At 66.9% G+C, this 17741-nt stretch carries 18 protein-coding genes; 10 read left to right on the forward strand and 8 right to left on the reverse strand.

Annotated elements, in window-relative coordinates; all coding sequences use genetic code 11:
• Positions 1-32 precede the first annotated feature (32 nt).
• The 6 genes from RIE32_10415 (at position 33) to RIE32_10440 (ending at position 6476) form a co-directional block, all read left to right on the forward strand.
• On the forward strand, positions 33-1175 hold the full coding sequence (locus tag RIE32_10415) for an ABC transporter ATP-binding protein (GenBank protein MEQ9096664.1): 1143 nt from the start codon (positions 33-35) through the stop codon (positions 1173-1175).
• Positions 1176-1204: 29 nt separating this feature from the next.
• The gene (locus RIE32_10420; GenBank protein MEQ9096665.1) at positions 1205-2296 is read left to right on the forward strand and encodes a glycosyltransferase; all 1092 of its coding nucleotides are present in this window, start codon (positions 1205-1207) and stop codon (positions 2294-2296) included.
• 158 nt (positions 2297-2454) lie between these two features.
• On the forward strand, positions 2455-3045 hold the full coding sequence (locus RIE32_10425; protein MEQ9096666.1) for a hypothetical protein: 591 nt from the start codon (positions 2455-2457) through the stop codon (positions 3043-3045).
• Positions 3046-3131: 86 nt separating this feature from the next.
• A complete protein-coding gene (gene xseA, locus RIE32_10430) occupies positions 3132-4622 on the forward strand; it encodes an exodeoxyribonuclease VII large subunit (protein ID MEQ9096667.1) in 1491 nt (496 codons plus the stop codon).
• A gap of 5 nt (positions 4623-4627) precedes the next feature.
• Positions 4628-4888 carry an exodeoxyribonuclease VII small subunit gene (gene xseB / locus RIE32_10435; protein ID MEQ9096668.1) on the forward strand — a complete coding sequence of 87 codons (261 nt, stop codon included), beginning with the start codon at positions 4628-4630 and terminating at the stop codon, positions 4886-4888.
• 46 nt (positions 4889-4934) lie between these two features.
• Positions 4935-6476 carry a prepilin peptidase gene (locus tag RIE32_10440; GenBank protein MEQ9096669.1) on the forward strand — a complete coding sequence of 514 codons (1542 nt, stop codon included), beginning with the start codon at positions 4935-4937 and terminating at the stop codon, positions 6474-6476.
• A 308-nt stretch (positions 6477-6784) separates the two neighbouring features.
• Here RIE32_10440 and RIE32_10445 read toward each other — a convergent pair whose 3' ends face one another.
• Positions 6785-7120, reverse strand: a complete 336-nt coding sequence (locus RIE32_10445; GenBank protein MEQ9096670.1) for a hypothetical protein — start codon at positions 7118-7120, stop codon at positions 6785-6787.
• Positions 7121-7355: 235 nt separating this feature from the next.
• On the opposite strand from RIE32_10445, the gene RIE32_10450 reads away from it, so the two are divergent.
• A complete protein-coding gene (locus RIE32_10450) occupies positions 7356-8009 on the forward strand; it encodes an OmpA family protein (GenBank protein MEQ9096671.1) in 654 nt (217 codons plus the stop codon).
• 99 nt (positions 8010-8108) lie between these two features.
• Here RIE32_10450 and RIE32_10455 read toward each other — a convergent pair whose 3' ends face one another.
• From RIE32_10455 to RIE32_10470, 4 genes are all read right to left on the reverse strand, one after another.
• Complete coding sequence (locus tag RIE32_10455; protein MEQ9096672.1) at positions 8109-8603, reverse strand: hypothetical protein; 495 nt, start codon at positions 8601-8603, stop codon at positions 8109-8111.
• 113 nt (positions 8604-8716) lie between these two features.
• A complete protein-coding gene (gene lpxK, locus RIE32_10460) occupies positions 8717-9847 on the reverse strand; it encodes a tetraacyldisaccharide 4'-kinase (GenBank protein MEQ9096673.1) in 1131 nt (376 codons plus the stop codon).
• Positions 9837-10238 (reverse strand): hypothetical protein, encoded by a 402-nt coding sequence (locus tag RIE32_10465; GenBank protein ID MEQ9096674.1) that lies wholly within the window; start codon positions 10236-10238, stop codon positions 9837-9839. The genes lpxK and RIE32_10465 overlap by 11 nt, the downstream gene beginning before the upstream one ends.
• Positions 10220-10882: a Maf family protein gene (locus tag RIE32_10470; protein ID MEQ9096675.1), complete on the reverse strand. Its 663-nt coding sequence runs from the start codon at positions 10880-10882 to the stop codon at positions 10220-10222. The genes RIE32_10465 and RIE32_10470 overlap by 19 nt, the downstream gene beginning before the upstream one ends.
• Between RIE32_10470 and RIE32_10475 the strand changes: the two genes are divergently transcribed.
• Complete coding sequence (locus RIE32_10475) at positions 10871-11686, forward strand: nitrilase-related carbon-nitrogen hydrolase (GenBank protein MEQ9096676.1); 816 nt, start codon at positions 10871-10873, stop codon at positions 11684-11686. The two genes, RIE32_10470 and RIE32_10475, sit on opposite strands and share 12 nt — an antisense overlap.
• Here the strand turns inward: RIE32_10475 and RIE32_10480 are convergent.
• The gene (locus RIE32_10480; protein MEQ9096677.1) at positions 11683-13614 is read right to left on the reverse strand and encodes an amino acid permease; all 1932 of its coding nucleotides are present in this window, start codon (positions 13612-13614) and stop codon (positions 11683-11685) included. The genes RIE32_10475 and RIE32_10480 overlap by 4 nt on opposite strands.
• A 331-nt stretch (positions 13615-13945) precedes the next feature.
• Here RIE32_10480 and RIE32_10485 point away from each other — a divergent pair, with 331 nt between their 5' ends.
• Together RIE32_10485 and infC are read left to right on the forward strand one after the other, a co-directional pair.
• Positions 13946-15370 (forward strand): serine/threonine-protein kinase, encoded by a 1425-nt coding sequence (locus RIE32_10485; GenBank protein MEQ9096678.1) that lies wholly within the window; start codon positions 13946-13948, stop codon positions 15368-15370.
• A gap of 411 nt (positions 15371-15781) precedes the next feature.
• Positions 15782-16516 (forward strand): translation initiation factor IF-3, encoded by a 735-nt coding sequence (gene infC, locus RIE32_10490; protein MEQ9096679.1) that lies wholly within the window; start codon positions 15782-15784, stop codon positions 16514-16516.
• A 20-nt stretch (positions 16517-16536) separates the two neighbouring features.
• On the opposite strand, the gene RIE32_10495 is transcribed toward infC, so the two are convergent.
• Entirely contained in the window at positions 16537-16869 is a 333-nt protein-coding gene (locus tag RIE32_10495) for a hypothetical protein (protein MEQ9096680.1), read from the reverse strand.
• The gene (locus RIE32_10500) at positions 16866-17741 is read right to left on the reverse strand and encodes a hypothetical protein (protein MEQ9096681.1); all 876 of its coding nucleotides are present in this window, start codon (positions 17739-17741) and stop codon (positions 16866-16868) included. The genes RIE32_10495 and RIE32_10500 overlap by 4 nt, the downstream gene beginning before the upstream one ends.

The following is a 17741-nucleotide window of genomic DNA, read 5'->3' on the forward strand; positions in this document are numbered from 1 at the left end:
AAGAACGAGCCAGACGACTACGGAGTCCCGACTTGACCGACGCGACCACACTCAAGAGCACCAAGGCCGGCGACGTTGATCCCAACGCCAAGCCACTGATCCAGGTGCGTGATCTTGCCGTCTCGTTCGACAATGGGAATGGTCCGCGCATCCAGGCCGTCGACGGGGTGCGCATGACCATCTACCCGCGCCAGACGCTCGCCGTGGTGGGAGAGAGCGGCTGCGGAAAGAGCGTGACGGCGATGAGTTCCATGCAACTCGTGCCCCGTCCGCCCGGCCGCTTCGATCGCGGTCAGATCCAGTTCCGAACCGAGGACGGCAACACCATCGACCTGCTCCGCCAGAGCGAAAAGGAGATGCGTGAGATCCGCGGCAACGACATCGCCATGATCTTCCAGGAGCCCATGACCAGCCTCAACCCGGTGTACACCGTGGGCGATCAGATCATGGAAGCCATCCTGTTACACCAGAGCGTCAGCGCGAGCAAGGCCCGTGACATCGCCCTGGAAGCCATGCGATCGGTGGGCATCCCCGACGTCGAGAAGCGCATCAAGGCCTATCCCCACCAGTTCAGTGGTGGCATGCGTCAGCGCGTGATGATCGCGATGGCCCTGGCCTGTCGTCCGCGACTGTTGCTGGCCGACGAGCCGACCACCGCGTTGGACGTGACCATCCAGGCTCAGATCCTCGAGTTGCTCTCGTCGCTCAAGGACGAGATGGACATGGCCGTCATGCTCATCACCCACGACCTGGGCGTGGTGGCCGAGAACGCCGACGTGGTATGCGTCATGTACGCCGGGCGCGTAGTCGAGTACGGCACCGTGTTCGACGTCTTCGACAACCCCATGCACCCCTACACGCGCGGGCTGCTGGCGAGCATTCCCAAGATCGGCAGCCGGCTCGATCGCCTGGTGACCATCAAGGAGGTCGTCGAAGACGAGGCCCAGTTCAAGCGCCTGCCCGGAGCCGACCAGGGCGTGCGCCCGTGGTGGCCCTGGCACAAGCCGCCGGCAGACCTTGCCGCCAAGGACGAACCCGCCGGCGATTACTACCTCCAGGAAGTCGAGAAGGGCCACTGGGTCGGCGTGTGGCGGACGCGTGCCGTCAGCGACCACGAGAGCCGCCCGCCGGACCTGAACTATCGCGCTAAGCGTGAGGCCGTTGCCAGCGTTTGAGCGCCCTTGCATCAACCAAGCGAGGCGCCATGCCCGCCGTCATGATCCTGGCCGACGAAGACTTCGCCTCGCGCGAGCGCGATCTGCTCTCGCGGCTGGAGGTCGGCCTGGTTACCGGCGGCACGCGCGTGTTCCATGCCGTGCCCGATACGCTGCCCGAGTTGCTCGACGGGCGGGTGTTCTCCCAGGCCATCGGCTACACGCCCCACGGCCCGCTGCCGCCGCTCGGTCGCCGGGCGCGGAGCCTGGCGCAACAGGCCCTCGAGTCGAGCGGCAGCGACGGCGTCGCGCTCGTTCACGTGTTCGGCGCCCAGGCGTGGCCCCTGGCCTTCGAAACGGCAGGCCTGCTGGGGGCCGGGCTCGTTCTGGAGGTCTACAGCGCGCCATTGGCCGACGCGCTGGGCGGCGCACACCTGGACAGCGTTGACGATCGCGTCATCGCAAGCGTCCCGAGCCCGGGCCTGGAACGTCGCTGCCTTCGCAAACTCGACAGCCGGCACCTCAGGCTCGTCCGCTGGGGCGTCCATGCCGAGCCCAGTTCGGGTGCCGATCGGCCCATGGCCGCGGGCGATCGTCCAGCCGTCCTGCTGGCGGGTACGGGCCATGATCGCGAGTGCTGGGCCCATGCGATGGAAGCGCTCTCGCGCGTTCGGCTCGATGGCGATCAACCCCCGCTCATCTTCGCTGATGCCGACGCGGCCCATCATGCTCACCTGCGGACGGTGGTCGAGCGACTGGCCATGGCCGAGCACGTGAGCTTCGTGCCCTCGGTCGAGGCCCACCGCGAGCCAGCCCTGCGTGTCGACGCGCTGCTTGTGCCCGAGGCCCTGCACGAACACCGAAGCATGGTGCTCGACGCCCACGCCCAGGGCATCCTCGTCGCGGCGGTGACGGATCCGATCATCGACGAACTCGGCCCGGACTATGGGGTCACGCAACTCGATCCGGGTGATCCCGATCGATGGGCCGAAGAACTCCGCCGCGTCTTCGAAGACAAGCGGCTGGCCGAGGAGCGCCGCGGCAAGGGCCTGGAAGCCATCGAGCGCTTTCACGTTGGAGCCGCCCACGTGGCCGCGGTCGAGTCGATCTATGCGGGCATGACGGCCGGGAAGTCCGGATAAGTCAGGCTGTGCGGGTCCTCCGGGCGTGTGCTTGAACCATTTTTGGCTCTCGATGCATAAAGCCTTGCAACAGATTGGTTTATGCGGTTGAATAGTCCTGTGCAGGGGGTCTGACCCACACGCCGCCCGGAGGGTGGCAGAGCGGGAGAAGTGAAGATATGAAGAACGGAACTGCAATCGCATTGCTTGCTTGTGGCGCGATGGCCGGCTCGGCCCTTGCCCAGGGCCTGCACCCGGTCAGCGACGTGCGCACGGTGGAAGCCGCCACGTCCTCCAGCGACGCTCAGGGCGAGACCCGGATCGTCGTCGAAGTGCCGACCATGGATCGGCTCGAGCCATTCCAGCGGTTTGTCATCAACCCCCACGAGCGTCAGAACGACCCGTCGCGCTTCGAGATTCGCGTCGATGGAACCATCCGCAACTACGCCCGCGTGACCAACGGCTTCGTCCGCGCCCAGCGGTACGTGGCCGATCGTCTGGAAGAAGCCAGGCTCGCGTGGCTGCGCGAGAACGCGGCGGTGACCTCTTATGCCGGTGAGCGCGTCGGCGCAGACCGCGCCGCCATCGTGCCCCGAGCGACGATCCGCATGCCCGAAGGCGCCAGCGGAGGCGGGGGTTTCCGCGTGCAGGCGCCTGCGTCTGACCGTGCCCGCCTGGTCGCCGCGTTGGAGCGCATGAAGGCCCACGAGGCAACGGTGCGTGCCTCTGCCGAACCCGAGCAGGAGGCGACGGTCGCGTCCGCCGACTGATCTCGTCCGAGAACGTTCTCCTTCTTTGCCTGGGGGGCCCTGCTGCGTGGTGGGGCCCTTCCTTTTTGGGGTGCGATAATCTGTGGATGACGCGCCCGCTGTTCGATCCATCCAAGATGGCCTCCCGCCCGCGCCAGCCGGAGCCATCCAGTCCGGCGTCTGGCGGCGAGGCGCCCATGCGGGTGCGCGAGCTGGCGGCGCTGGTCGACGGGGCCATCCGGCGGGGGGTGGCCAGCCCGCTTCGTGTCGTGGGCGAGGTCAGCGGGCTGCGTGATCGCACGCACCTGTACTTCGACCTCAAGGACGGCGAGGCGGTGATCTCGTGCGTGCTGTTCGCCAACGTGGTGCGCAAGCATCGAATCGTGCTGCGCGACGGGCTCGAGGTCGTCGTCACCGGGTCCCTGGAGTTCTACGCCAAGGCGGGCAAGCTCTCGTTCATCGGTACCAACGCGCAGCCAGTGGGGGCCGGCGCACTGGATCTGGCGTTCAAGCAGCTCTGCGAGGAGTTGCGCGGGCTGGGCTGGTTCGACGAGGTTCGCAAGCGGCCGCTTCCCACGTTCCCGCGCCGCGTGGCTGTCATCACCAGCCGCAGTTCGGCCGCCTTGCAGGACGTGCTGGACACGATGCGTCGCCGTTGCCCGGCCGTGGAAGTCGCCCTGGTTGATGCGCGCGTGCAGGGTGAATCGGCCGCCGCCGAGTTGCGCGCCAAGCTGGTGGCCCTCTCTCGCCGTCATCGGGAGATGGGCGTGGACGCGATCATCATCACCCGTGGCGGCGGGTCGGCCGAAGACCTTTGGGCCTTCAACGACCGAGCGTTGGCCGAGGCGATCCTGAAGTGCCCGGTTCCGGTGGTGGCGGCCATCGGGCACGAGACCGATACGACGATCGCCGAACTGGTGGCCGACGTCCGGGCCGCGACGCCTACGCAGGCAGCGATGCGGCTGACGCCCGATGGCGACACGCTGCTCGAGCAGGTCGACCTTGCCTACGCCCGGATGCGTGGCGCGCTGCTGCGCCGGACGGCGGAGGCCGCGCGCGCAATCGAGGCCCTCGCCCGTCGCCGGCCGATGGCGAACCCGGCGACCATGACCGCCGATGCACGCGGGCGGCTCGAGCGATCCGCCGATCGACTGGCCGACCGGTTGCGCACAAGGATGCACCACGCCACGCTTCGGCTCGAACGGCTGCATGCGCGCCTCGATGCGCACAAGCCCGCCGCCGAGCTCTCTCGCCGAGCGCAGCGGCTGGATCACGTGGCCGAACGTCTGGAGCGCGCGGTGGCGCAGCGCCTTCGCGCCGCGGGCCAGACGTTGGATGCCCAGGAGCGTCAGTTGCGAGCCGTCGGGCCGCAGGCCGTCCTCGCGCGGGGGTATTCCTATACCACGCTTGGCGATGGTCGGCTCGTTCGCTCGGCGACGGCGGTGTCGGCCGGAGACGAACTGGTCACCACGCTTGCCGACGGGCGGGTACGCTCGACGGTTGGCGGGCAAGCGCCGGCAAGCCGACCTGCCGGGTCCAGGCGTACGAAGAAGAGCGAACCGCCCCAGCCGGGCCTGTTTGGCGATCCGGGAGATTGAAGTCCATGGCCGAGAAGAAGCCCAAACCCGATGCGTCCCGGCCCGAGCCGAGCTTTGAGGAGGCCCTGGCCGAGGTCGAGGCCATCATCGAGCGGATCGAGACCGGCCAGAGCGGGCTGGAGCGGTCCATCGGTGAGTACGAGAAGGGCATTCGGCTCCTGGCGCGGTGCCGCAGCCTTCTGAAGGACGCCGAGCAGCGGATCGAAGACGTGACGGGCAAACTCCAGGCCGAGGGAGCCGACGGGCAGGCGAGCAAGGCCGATTGACCCTGCCGAGCGATCTGGCCGATAGCCCTGCCGGAGCCCTGAACGCGTGCAAGACCTGCTGATTATCCTGCCCCGAGTGGCCACCCTGCTGTTCGTGTTCGCCTTCGGCGCGTGCGTGGGGTCGCTCATCAACGTACTGGCGTATCGGTTGCCTCGTGGCATCGGGGTGGTCACGCCGCCCTCGCGCTGCCCGGCGTGCGAGACCCGGCTGCGCTGGAACGACAACATCCCGATCTTCGGCTGGGTCATCCTGCGGGGTCGGTGTCGCTACTGCCGGACGCCCATATCCCCCGAGTATCCGCTCGTCGAATTGTTCGCGGCCAGCCTCTTTACGGTCTTCTACATCGCGTGGTACCTGATCCCCGCGATGAGCGTGACGAGCTCGGGCTTCGAGGTGCTCGGGCTCGACCTGGCGACCCTGCGGCCCGATTGGGCGGCGGTCGACCGGTACAACGGCGTGCCGGCGCAATCGGCGCCGATTTTCGCCGTCGTGCTGCTGCTGCTCGGTTCGCTGCTGGCGATGACGCTGACCGACCTGAAGACCACCATGATTCCGCTGGTCCTGCCGTGGTTCGCCACGCTCGCGGGCGTGCTCATCCACACCGGCTACGGCGTGTTCATGACCATCAAGGGCCTCGAGTATCCCATGCCCGGCGGCGAGATGGCCTGGCGATGGGCGATTCCCTCGCACGGCTGGGCGAGCCTCGGGCTGGGCGTGGGCGGCGTCGTGGGCCTTGGCGTGTCGCTGCTGCTGGTCAAGCTGGGCCTGATCCGCCGGAGCTTCGCCGACGCCGAGGCATGGGAAGAAGCCCACCGCAAGGAGCAGGGCCTGCCGCCGCTGCCGACGCTCGAGGAGATGGACGCCTCCGAAACCGGCCAGTGGCGACCGCAGACCGGCTGGCTGCGCGGCCCTGCGATCGTCGTGATTTTGGTGTTGCTCAGCGCCATTGCCGGTGGCGTCGTGGCCGGGGTGTTGGGCTACGCCCCGGGCATCGGTGCGGGCATCGGGGCGGCCATCGGCCCGGTGCTCGCCGGGGTTCCCTTGCGGCTGCTCGTGCCGGCACGATCGCAGGACGCGTCCGAAGAGGCCAGCGATGCCGAGGTGTGGATTGCCTATCCGCACGCCCGGCGCGAGATGGTGAAGGAGATGGCCTTCCTGGCGCCGCCCATGGTGCTCGCGATCGCCGGATTCGTCCTGGCCGGTTCGTTCGAGGGCCTGTGCCCGCTGTGGCTGGACGTGCTGGGCGGCTCGCTCCTGGGCTACCTTGTGGGTGGCGGCGTGGTATGGGCCATCCGGCTGTTCGGCAGCCTGGGCTTCGGCAAGGAGGCCATGGGCCTGGGCGACGTACACCTGATGGCCGCGGTGGGGGCCTGCGTGGGCTGGGTCGATGCCGTGCTGGCCTTCTTCGGGGCAGCGTTCGTGGGCATCCTGCTGACTTTCTACAGCCTCTCGCTCAGCCGCGGCGTGGGGCGGGCGATGCCCTACGGCCCTTCGCTTGCGATCGCCACCGTGCTGGTGCTGCTGTTCAAGCCGGCGGTTGAGTTCGGGCTGAGCCTGATGACGGGGCAGCCGGTGAATCTTCCGTAGCCTGAGGCTTCGAGCGTTTCGGTCGATCGAACCAAGTGAGGATCGCGAAAGCAAGCGCCATCGCCGCGACAAGCACGAACACGATCACCATCGGGATCCTGATCTTCCACGACGCGTCGGGCGCCATTTCAAGAGCCAGAAGGCCGACCATTGTGGTCAGGGCCAGCATGCTGGCGATCGATTGGCCCCTGGCGTACCTGCTCATGCCAGAGTTGTACCCGAAATCTTGGCCGGATGCAAGGCGTTTTGATCGGCATGCACATCCGGACATCCATCCCCTTCACTCGCGCGCGGGGCTCGGTCTGTTGTCACCCAATCCGGCTCGTTGAATGGGCCGTCGATACCGCCCGAGATGACGCATGGCGACGCGAACCCATCCACCACAGCATTGACACGATTATCACTGCATCTAGTACCAAGTGAACGACGAGCCTGTAACCCGTGTTCTGCTCGATCGCGTCATAAACAGCCTTACTCGCATCCTGAAAGTCGGAGTCCGATACCGCCTCGGAGGCTGACAGATCTCGTATGACGCCGTTGGTTGCCCCGATGGCAGCCAGATCGAAAAAGACGATCGTCAAGTACCTCGCCGCCAGAGCTACCAAAAGCAGCACGATGAGGGTAAAGAGGTTGGTTCTCGTCATGGCGATGTATACGACATCAGAGTCACGGCTGATGCGGCCTGAATGGGGAAAACGCTGACGGATCACCCATGGCCGGTCGCCACGGTCAAAAAGCGCCCCTGCACGGTTTTTGCTCGCAAGCGACAGCTTTCGGGGCGGTCTCGCCGATAAGGTTGCGGTGTTCGGTTGCCCTCACGGAGGGGGCGTTGCCGGACCGTTGCATTCCGCTCCGCATCGGCGTTGGAGGATCCAAGGCATGCCCATGTGCGTCTCGCTTCGCAATTCGATCTCTCGTGTGGCCTGTATGTCGGTGCTGCTGGCCGTGGCGCTGGCGACGGTGGGCTGCGCGAGCAACGGCCCGAACCCCGACGACCCGCTGGTCATGGAGAACCAGGAACTCCGCCGCGTCAACGAAAGCCTTGAGATGGCCCTCAGCGATGCGGAGGCCCGCTACCGCGCCCTGGACGAGCAGAATCGTGATTTGGCGGCACAGCTGGCCGCCCAGCCGGCGCCGGGCGACATGACCGGCTTCGAGGGCTTGGGCGCGGGCGTTAGCCGCCGACCGGGCGAGGTCGTGGTCGACATTGCCGGCGAGGTGCTGTTCGACTCGGGCTCGGTCACGATCAAGTCGGGCGCCCGCAGCGTGCTCGATGGCGTGGTGCGGGTCATCCAGCAGAGGTATCCGAACGCCGAGATCCGCGTGGCGGGCTATACCGACAACGATCCCATCAAGAAGAGCGACTGGAAGACCAACGAACGCTTGAGCGCCGAGCGAGCCATGGCGGTGGAGAGCTACCTGGTCTCCAAGGGCCTGAGCAACGACCGCGTGCACTCGGCCGCATATGGCCCAGCCAAGCCCAAGGGCACCAAGCGCGAAAGCCGTCGCGTGGAGATCATCGTGCTCGAATAACCGAGCGGGCCGAAACCAGGCACGCCATCCTCAGCCGTTCGTGGCCGAGGATGGCGTTTTCTCTTTGAGGCGGGCTTTGAGCCAGCCGTGTGCGGCCGATCAGGCGCTGGAGACGCGATCCGCGTCGCAGTCCTTGAAAGTCTGCTTGGCGATTGACTGGTGGTCTGAATCGTCGCAGTGCACGCCCACGAGCACCGAGCCCTTCTGCACGGCGTCTTCGTAGTGCTTTACCTCGTGCTCGGGAATCGCAGCGCCAATCGCACCGCCGACGACGCCGCCCGTTGCCGCACCAGCGCCGGCGCCCGCGAGCGCTGCGACGATCGGTCCGGCAACCAGCAATCCCGCGCCGCCGGTCGCAACGGCGCCGACGGTGGTCAGGCCGGCGGCGAGGGCCGCAACGGCACCGCCCGTTCCTGCGCCGATCGCGACGCCTTCGGGCAGCTTCGAGTGCGAGTCAATGGCAAAGGCGTCTTTCTTGAAGTTCTCGCCGGCCATGATGCTGATCTCGTTCTCGGGTATGCCACGGGCTTCGAGGGTGTGGACGGCGGCGGCAGCATCGCCGGGCGTGTCGAAGAGACCTGTCACAACGGTCATGGGTGTGCTCCTTTCGGGTGGTTTGTATCCGAACGCAGTAACGTGCGGACCACTATCAAAGAGAGCATACAGGTCGAATCTGGTGCGGCCGTGAATCGGACATGAATCCGCGTTCAACCTGCCTCATGGTGATCTGCCGATTCGCGGCCCGCCGATTCTTCGTCCACGGGGTCTTGCCACAGCGAGGTCGCCAGCACGGCGTCGACGAGTGCATCGCCGCCGGTGTCCAGCTGCAATTCCAGGCTCGGGCGAACGATCGGGCAGGGCCATTGCTCAGCGGGCGCGTGAGCCAGCTTGGTCCAGTCCTTCTGCGTCACCAGGAGGGCGTCGCAGCCGGCAGCCAAGCGCATGAGGCGTTGGATGGTGGCGGGCGCGTACGGGTCGTGGTCTCGCAGCACCATCTGCCTGGTGGGTGAACCAAAGGATCGTTCGGCTTGCTCGATGAAGGCTTCGGGCTTGCCGATGGCGCACGCCAGAGCATACCTGCGTCCGCGCAACCACTCGATGGGTTCGGTCCGCTCGTCGCCTTCGACCGAGACGAGAAGATCGGCCCAGGCATGCGAGCCGTGGGCAATCATGAGACGGGGGAAGCGTCGGCGCAGCTCGGCCTCGATGCGCGTCACGTCGGCGGGACGCGCTCGATCGGCATGGGTGAGCACGACGGCATCGGCGCGCGCCAGGCTCGCGACCGGTTCGCGCAGCCAGCCAGCGGGCAACAGCCGCTGGGAGAACGGATCCTGCGTCGCATCGATGAGCACGATGTCGAGCTGGCGTGCGAGACGACGATGCTGGAAGCCATCATCGAGCACGATCGTGTCGACGCTCTCGCCCTGTGGACTCGCGAAGAGCTGGATGAGCTGCTGGACGCGATTTGGGCCGATGGCCAGGGGAACATCGGGCAAGGCGGCGCGATGGAGTTCGGCTTCGTCGCTCAGGCCGTCTCGTGCGCCGTACCCGCGCATGGCGATTGCTGGATGGCGGCCGGCGTCCAGGAGCCACTTGCAGATCAGCTGGACCGTGGGCGTCTTTCCCGTGCCGCCCACGCTCAGGTTGCCCACCGAGATCACCGGGCGGTCGAGCGTGACCGTCAGGCCTCCGGGGGAGAAGGCAGACGCTCGGGTCCGCGCGTCATAGCGAGCGTTGCGACGGGCGATCGCCCGGGTATACAGGCGTTCGGCCAGCGGGGCCAGCGGGCGCAGCACGGCCGGCATGGGCCCGTGGTCGGCGCGGCGATCACGGGCCATCGTCGTCCTTCCGCTGCGCGGCCAGGTGCTGGCGCAGGCTGTGACCCATCGATCGGCCAAGCTGACGGCGCTGGTGGCGCGCCAGGCGGAGGTTGTTGGCCATGTCGACGAACGCCATGAGGATGACCAGGCCCAGCAGCAGGATCGCCACGGCCCACACGAGTGCGAAACGCCTCGGGTTGGCAGGCGAAACTACCGAGAACGCGATAGCCAGCACCGGAGCCGTGATGAGGATGAGCCAGCCGTTGGCCGTGCGGATTCGCCGCCGGCTCTCGGGCATGTCGGCGCCGCGCATGGCCAGGAGGTGTGCCGCCACGATCACCAGCGTGACCATCGCGAGCGGACCGGAAATCCAGATGGGCGCCAGGCCACTCACTCGGGGGCGCCCCATGATTGCGCATGGCCGAGCCAGCCGCCCAGGCGACGTGTCGGCAGGCCGACGACCGTGTCTGGGTCGCCCTCGACGGTGATCGGCCATCCATCGCCGATGCGTTCGGTCAGGTTGTAACCGCCCGCCTTGCCGCGCCATGCCCCCGTGACGAGGTAGCGATCGATGGCGTCCTCGTAGATCATGCCGAAGGTCACCCGGGCAACGTCGGCGACGACGAGCCGCGGGCCCCGGGGCTGGCTGGCATCGATGACCGCCACGCCGGTGACCACGCATTGGCTCTGGCCGACCATGGATCGAAGCATCTGGCGTGCTTGGTTCTCGTCGGTTGGCTTGCCGATGATCCTGCCGTCGAGCTCGCAGGCCGTGTCGGCGCCCACGATGAAGCCCGAGCTGCCCGGGGCGAGTTCCTGTGCTGCGCTGCGTGCCTTCAGGTAGGCCATGGCCATGGTCCACGAGATGGCCGAAGCGGTCGAAGGTGGTGAGAGCTGGCCGTCGTCGATGCTGGCCGGTACGACGTGGAAGTCCGCGCCCAGCCTCGTCAGCAGATCCCGCCGCCGGACGCTGCCGCTAGCCAGCAGCAGGCGCACGGCTGGCAACGGCGGGATCTCGGGCCCGCCCGCTATGCTGTCGTCATGCGTGCGCATCTGGTCCAACTGGACATCGTATGGGAAGACCGCGAGGCGAACTTCGCCCGCGTCGACCGGCTGCTGGACGGCGTGGACGTCGGGTCGGGCGACCTGGTGCTGCTGCCCGAAATGTTCGACAGCGGGTTCTCCCTGAATACCGAGACGACGGCCGACGACGGCACCACCCAGCGCTGGCTCGCCCAAGTGGCCGACGACCTTGGCGCGGTCGTGATCGGCGGGCGGACCGTGGCCGGCTGCGCAAACGGTGGCTGCGATAAGGCCACCAACCACGCCACGGTGTTCGCCCCCGGCGTTGATGGCGGCGAGCCCAGGCTGCTGTGCGATTACGCAAAGATCCACCCCTTCACCTATGGCCGCGAGAGCGAGAAGTTCGTCGGCGGCCGGCACGTGGAGACGTTCGCGTGGGCGTCGGGCGATGCATCGCTGACGGTGTGCCCGACCATCTGCTACGACCTTCGCTTTCCAGAGCTCTATCGCATCGGCCTGGAAAAGGGGGCGGAGGTCTTCACCTGCATCGCCAACTTTCCGGCGGCCAGGCAGTCCCACTGGCGGGCGCTCGCCATCGCTCGGGCCATTGAAAACCAGGCGTTCATGCTCGCGGTGAATCGTCGGGGAGACGACCCGCACGTGGCCTACGCCGGCGGCACGGTCGCGGTGGACGGCAAGGGCGAGATCATCGGCGAACTGGGCGAAGAGGAAGCGGTGCTGACCGTCGACCTGGACGTCCCGGCGTTCCGCGCCTGGCGGGCCGAGTTTCCGGCCTGGAAAGACGGACGGCTTCTCGACGGGCGAGCACGCTAGCTGTTCGAGCGAATGGCGTGCGGCGTATTGGCCGAGCGCGTGATGAGCGCGATCTCGCCGGGCAGGTCGTGGGCGATCCGCGTCGTAACGTCGCCTTCGAGCTTCCGTGCCAGCAGGGGGCGACGGCTCTCGCCCATGATGAGCGTGTCGCAGCCGTAGGTGACGGTGTAGTCGAGGATCTCGTGCACCACGTCGTTGCTGGTGACGTAGATGGGCACGCACGGCACGCCGTGCTCGCGAGCCAGCAGGATGGTGGTGCCAAGAGCTTCCTGGGCCTCGTGGTCTTCGTCGATCCTGGGCAGGCGCTGGGGGCCCAGGTCGGCCACGCGGAACGTGCGCACGAAGATGACGAAGAGCACGGCCCCGCGGCTGCGGGCCAGATCGACGGCGAACTCGGACTGGTAGCGACCGCGGGCGGCGAGCATGACGCGGGGCTTGCTGGAATCCAGGGCGATGGGCTCCCGGCGAACCTCGGCCAGCCATCCCTGGGATGGCGCTTCGAGCGGTTGCGGCTCGCGGCTGCGCTTGGCCTGCACCAGCGCGCGCATCGTGAGCACGAGGACCACCAGGCCGCCGCTGAAGGCAAGGCTTTCGAGCTGCGTGACGGCAATGGTGATTGAGACGGCCGCCAGGATGCCGCCGAAGATCCACATGAACAGGCGCACGACTCGCGGGATGTCGAGCTTGCGATTGACGGCGCCGCACAGGATGTTGGTGCTGATGGCCCCGCACACGCCCAGCACGTAGAGCTTGGCCAGCACCTGCACGTCCTGCTCCACCAGGATCACGCCCGTAGGCACCACGACCGCGACGATGAGGCCCACCCACGGCACGCCCGAGTAGTTCAGCCTGGTTAGTGATCGCGGAAGCTCTCGGTCCTGAGCCATGGCGAACATCACGCTGACCATGGCCATGACGGCCGTATTGGCGGCGCTGAGCAAGAGCAGGCCGAACGTGACGCCCGCAACCTTGCCCAGAATGAAGGCGGCGGTGTCGTTGCCCGTAATGCGCTGGCCGCTCTCGATGGCGATGCGCTTCATCGCGGTATCGCGATAGGCGATGACGCTTTCGAGCTGGTCGGCCTCGTCCTGGCTCATCTCTCCGGCCTCGACGGCTTCGACCACCTGGTGGTGGGTCATGGAGAGCTTCGGGCCGTAGGTCAGTTCGTCGGGCTGGTGCGTGTTCAGCGTCGTGCTCATGCCCGCCAGCGCGATGCCGAAGACCATGTTCAGCACGACGACCTCGAGGCTGACCGGCCAGATCGTCCGGCGAGCCGTCTTGCCCACGGGCTTTTTCATGATGCCCGTCATATTGGCGACGGCTTCCAGTCCGGCGAGCGCAAGGCAGATCTTGGCGAAGCTGACCCAGGCGTCGAAGGGACCAACCTGGGTGAAGTAGTCGAAGCTGATGGTGCTCAGCCCGTCGATGAAGAGCGGTACGGCCAGGACGGCCAGGATGGCCGAGACGACCATGGCGATGATGGCGATGATGAGCGCGAACTGGCCCGATCGCTTCGAGCCCAGCCAGTTGATGGCGCCGATGCCCACGAGCGTGCCGACGGCCAGGGGCAAGGTGATGGCGCGCGGCACGCCGAAGTAATGGAAAGCCTCGATCACGCTGATGGCGGCGGTCATGATGTAGCCGCTCATCAGCAGGGTGGCGCCGATGACGCTGAGCACCGGCTTGACGTCTCGTGCGGCTGAGTAGACGCCGCCACCATCGGGGTAGCAGCGACAGATGTGCGTGTAGATCCAACTCACCGCCAGCATCAGCACGCCGATCGCGGCGAGATAGACGACGCTGGCGTGCCCGGTGTACAGGAACGCCAATCCCAGCACGTACAGGCGGCTGGTGCCCCAGTCTCCGTAGAGCAGCGGGCCGGCGTGGATTGGCCCCAGGTTTCGCGGGCGGGATGTTCCGATGACCATGGGCGAGCCTTCTCAAGTCCCTGCTAGCGACAGGGCGGGAACCGCAACGGTAGCGGCCTTATCGGCCCGGAATGGGTACCCCCCGGCTGCCGGAAATGCCGAACCTGGCGCGAACTTTCGGCCGTCTCGTGCGAATCGTCAGCCCGGTGGGGAGCGAAAGTGGCCCGTTCGGGCAGGCCCGCTGGGCTTGGTGCCCGCGGGCGTCGATAACACCTGCGGCGGGCCCGGGCCGCGGCCGGGTGATTCCGCGAGGATTTGTCCGTGCGCGGCTGAGCCGCTATGTTCCCCTCCCATCAACGGGAGCGACTTCGAGAATCCGGTATTACGAGCAATGGCCGACCCAACCCCGACACCTGCCAGAAAGTCCGCCGAAGCTTCGGCCTCGGGTACTGGCGCATTGTCGGGCAGCCGGACGGCGGCCCTGCCGGCCATGGATCGATCGGGCATCACGCCGCTGAGCGGCGTTTCGACGCCCGAGGATCTCGACGCAGCGATGGCCGAGGTGGCCAAGGGCGGGTCGAACGTTGATACCGCGCTGGGCCGGCTGGTCGTCGACTATGGGCTGGCAACCCGCGAAGAAGTCGATCTGTGCAAGGATCGACTCCGCGAGGTTGGCGCGGCCGAGGGCGAAGAAGCCGGCCAGCGATCGCTCGCGGTCGAGTTGATCGATCAGGACTTCGTCACCAAGCGCCAGATCGCTCGGTTGAAGGCGATACTCGACGCCGAGCGGAGCGGGCAGAAGATTCCCGGCTACCGCTTGCTGGGCAAGCTGGGCGCCGGCGCGATGGCGACGGTGTACAAGGCGCGGCAATTGAATCTTGATCGCCTGGTGGCCATCAAGGTGCTGCCGCGCAAGTTCAGCCAGAATCCGCAATTCATCGAGCGGTTCTACGCCGAGGGCCGTGCCGCCGCGCAGCTCAACCACCCGCACATCGTGCAGGCCTACGACGTCGGCAAGGCGGGCGAGTACCACTACTTCGTGATGGAGTACGTGGACGGACGCACCGTGTACGACGACATCGTGAAGAACAAGCGCTTCAGCGAGGCCGACGCGATCGAGATCGTGCGTCAGGTGGCTACGGCGCTGGGCCACGCCCACGAGCGGGGCATCATCCACCGCGACGTGAAGCCCAAGAACATCATGATCACCAAGGACGGCGTGGTGAAACTGGCCGACATGGGCCTGGCCCGCGCCATGAGCGACAAGGAAGCCGCAGAGGCCGAGGCGGGCAAGGCCTTCGGCACGCCCTTCTACATCAGCCCCGAGCAGATCCGCGGCGAGACCAACGTGGGCGCCGAGGCGGACATCTACTCGCTGGGCGCCACGTTGTATCACATGGTGACCGGGGCGGTGCCCTTCGACGGCAAGAACCCCACCAGCGTGATGCACAAGCACCTGAAGGCCGACGTGGTGCCGCCCGATCAGGCGAATCCGAAACTCAGCGGCGGCATCAGCGAGGTCATCGAGATGATGCTCGCCAAGAAGCGCGAGCAGCGGTATCGGAGCATCCCTGACCTGATGGGCGATCTCGACGCCGTCAAACAGGGCAAGGCTCCGCCGCTGGCCCACCGCGGGCTGAACGAGGCCGATCTGGCGTCGCTGAGCCACCTGGAGACGGCAAGCGTCGCGGCTCCCGAGCAGATGCAGCCACCGCAGCCGGCAGCCGGGGGCAGCGACTTCCGGACGCCGCTGCTCATCGCCTTGGGCGTGCTGTTGGCGATCAGCCTGGTGATCAACCTGATCCAGTTGGCATGAGCGGCCGTCGGGATTGGGTAGTCTTGACCACGTACGGAACATCCCCGGCGATCCCGTGGTTTGCAGTTTGTGTGGAGAATCCCGCACAAATTGGCTTGCTCGGCATGCGTGGATCTGTTATTCTCTACGGCGTGACGGGCACGATGAGCCGCCAGACTTGAGCGGCCACCACCGCGAACCGATGCTGGACTGGGCGCACGGCCCGGCCGGGACGACGCCGCCAAGGGTGTAAGCCCTTGCGTGAGTGATTTGGTCGCTTGCCGCTTTCTGGAGGAGAGTGGCGGCCGGGCGGCCGGAATTCTGGAGTTTCGCCGGAACGGTTCCGGCGTGAGCACGAAGCCGGTGCATCACCGGCGACCCTGAAGGAGAACACCCATCCGAGGACGAAGGTTTTACCGCGACGCCGGCCCCGTGCAACGCACCCGGGTCAACCACATGATTCGCATCAGCCCGATCCGGCTGATCGGGGCCGAGGGCGAGCAGGTTGGCGTGGTAGACACGCGAGATGCGATGCGCATGGCCCAGGAGGCTGGCCTTGACCTTGTGGAGATCGTGCCCGACACGCGGCCACCGGTCTGCAAGATCATGGACTACGGCAAGTACAAGTACGAGCAGTCCAAGCGCAAGGACAACAAGACCACGGGCCAGCAGGAAATCAAGGAAGTGCGCCTGGGCCGGTCGGTGAAGATCGACCCCCACGACGTGCAGATCCGCGTGAACCAGGCCCGACGCTTCCTGATGCAGGGCCACAAGGTCCAGATCACCCAGCGCTTCCGCGGTCGCGAGATGGTCCACAAGGAGCTTGGGCTCGAACGCCTGGCCGAGATCGTCGAGCAGCTCAGCGACATCGCCAAGGTCGAGATGGCCCCGCGGTGGGTCATGCGGCAGGCGAGCATCGTGCTGGCGCCCGACAAGAACAAGGTCGAGGCGGCCAAGCGCAAGAAGGCCAAGGACGACCAGGCCGAGAAGGACGCCGACGCCGAGTTGGACGCCCAGATCGCCAAGCTCGACGCGGCCGACACCGGCGTGGACGACGACGACGATACCGACGCCTCTAGTGAGGCCGAGGACGACAAGAAGTCCAAGCCAACGCGGAAGGTGTCCAACCCGGTCGAAGACGAGATCAGCGCCCTGCTGGGCGAGTGATCCAGGTCAACCGGCCGAATTCAAACGCGCCCCTCCAGGGCCGCCACCAGCAATGACCGCACCCGTGCGTGCCGGTACGCCTCGTCGGTGAAGATCGACGCGGGCTGGTGCTGGCGTGGCGCGATCGTCGCGGGCTGGCGGCTCCAGTCGATGCGGCTGGAGCCACGGGCCGAAGCGGCGGAGTCTGTTGCCGACTCCTGTGCTTCGGATTGCTCCTGGCTCGTCCCTCTGGGCAACACGGGCTCGGTCGAGGCGGGCACCGGGATCGAGGTCGGATCGACCCTCGCGGGCGGCACGCGCCCGTCTTGGGCCAGTCCTTCAAAGAGCCCAATAAGCAGCAGCGAAATGATCACATCAGAATCCTCATGCGAATCAGCAACGGGGCGTCGCCCTCCTGCAACTGGTCGATCGGTTCGCCTTGGGCGGTCCACTCATAGATGGCGTTGATGAGAGCCTGATCGATGTCCGAGCGGCCCGAGCCGCGGCCGGGCGGCACACGTGCCTGCGACACCTTGCCCTCGTGATCGAAGAAGATCTCGACGAGCGGGCTCTGCGAAGGTCGGTAGGCTCGCTGCAAGCTCGTCAGGTGCATGCGCGTCGTGTTAATGCGCAGGCCCTGGGCTGAGACGACGCGTCCGAGTTCCAGCCGTCGCAAGTCCGTCGGTTCGCTCGAGGGCGGCGCCGAGCGCGTGTCGTGGATTCCCGGGCTGCCCTCCCCTTGATCGTCCTGGGCGGGCGTTGGCTCGGCGGGCACGGTTTCGGGCGTGGGTTCTTCGGCTGGTTGTGCCGGGGCTTCGGTTTGCTCTTGGGCCTGTGCCTCTCGCCGTTGGCGTGCTTCGGCCTGGGCTTGGGCCAGCCGATCGCGGAAGACGTCCAGCAGGGTCCGGGCCTCGGCGAGTGCCTGGGCGGTGCTGGCCTGGAGGCTCGCGGCCATGGTTCGGGCGAAGTTGTCCCGCTGGCTTCCCTCGGCACGGGTCAGCGGGCTCTGCTCGGTGGTGGATGGCGCGGCAACGTGGGGCGTAGACGTTTCGAATCCCAGCCAGCTTGGCGTGACGGCGTCGCTCTTCTCGATGCCCAGCTTGACGGGGATTTCCAGTGGCGGCATCCGCTCGGCCGCCTCGGCCATCTTCCCAGGGTCGACCCCGCCCCGCAAGAGCAGCACGGCGACGAGCGCATGGCATCCAACGCTCGCCGGCAGGGCGATGGCCCACCGAGCGATGGACAC

The sequence above is a fragment of the Phycisphaerales bacterium genome (assembly GCA_040221175.1).
Taxonomy (GTDB): Bacteria; Planctomycetota; Phycisphaerae; order Phycisphaerales; family UBA1924; genus JAHCJI01.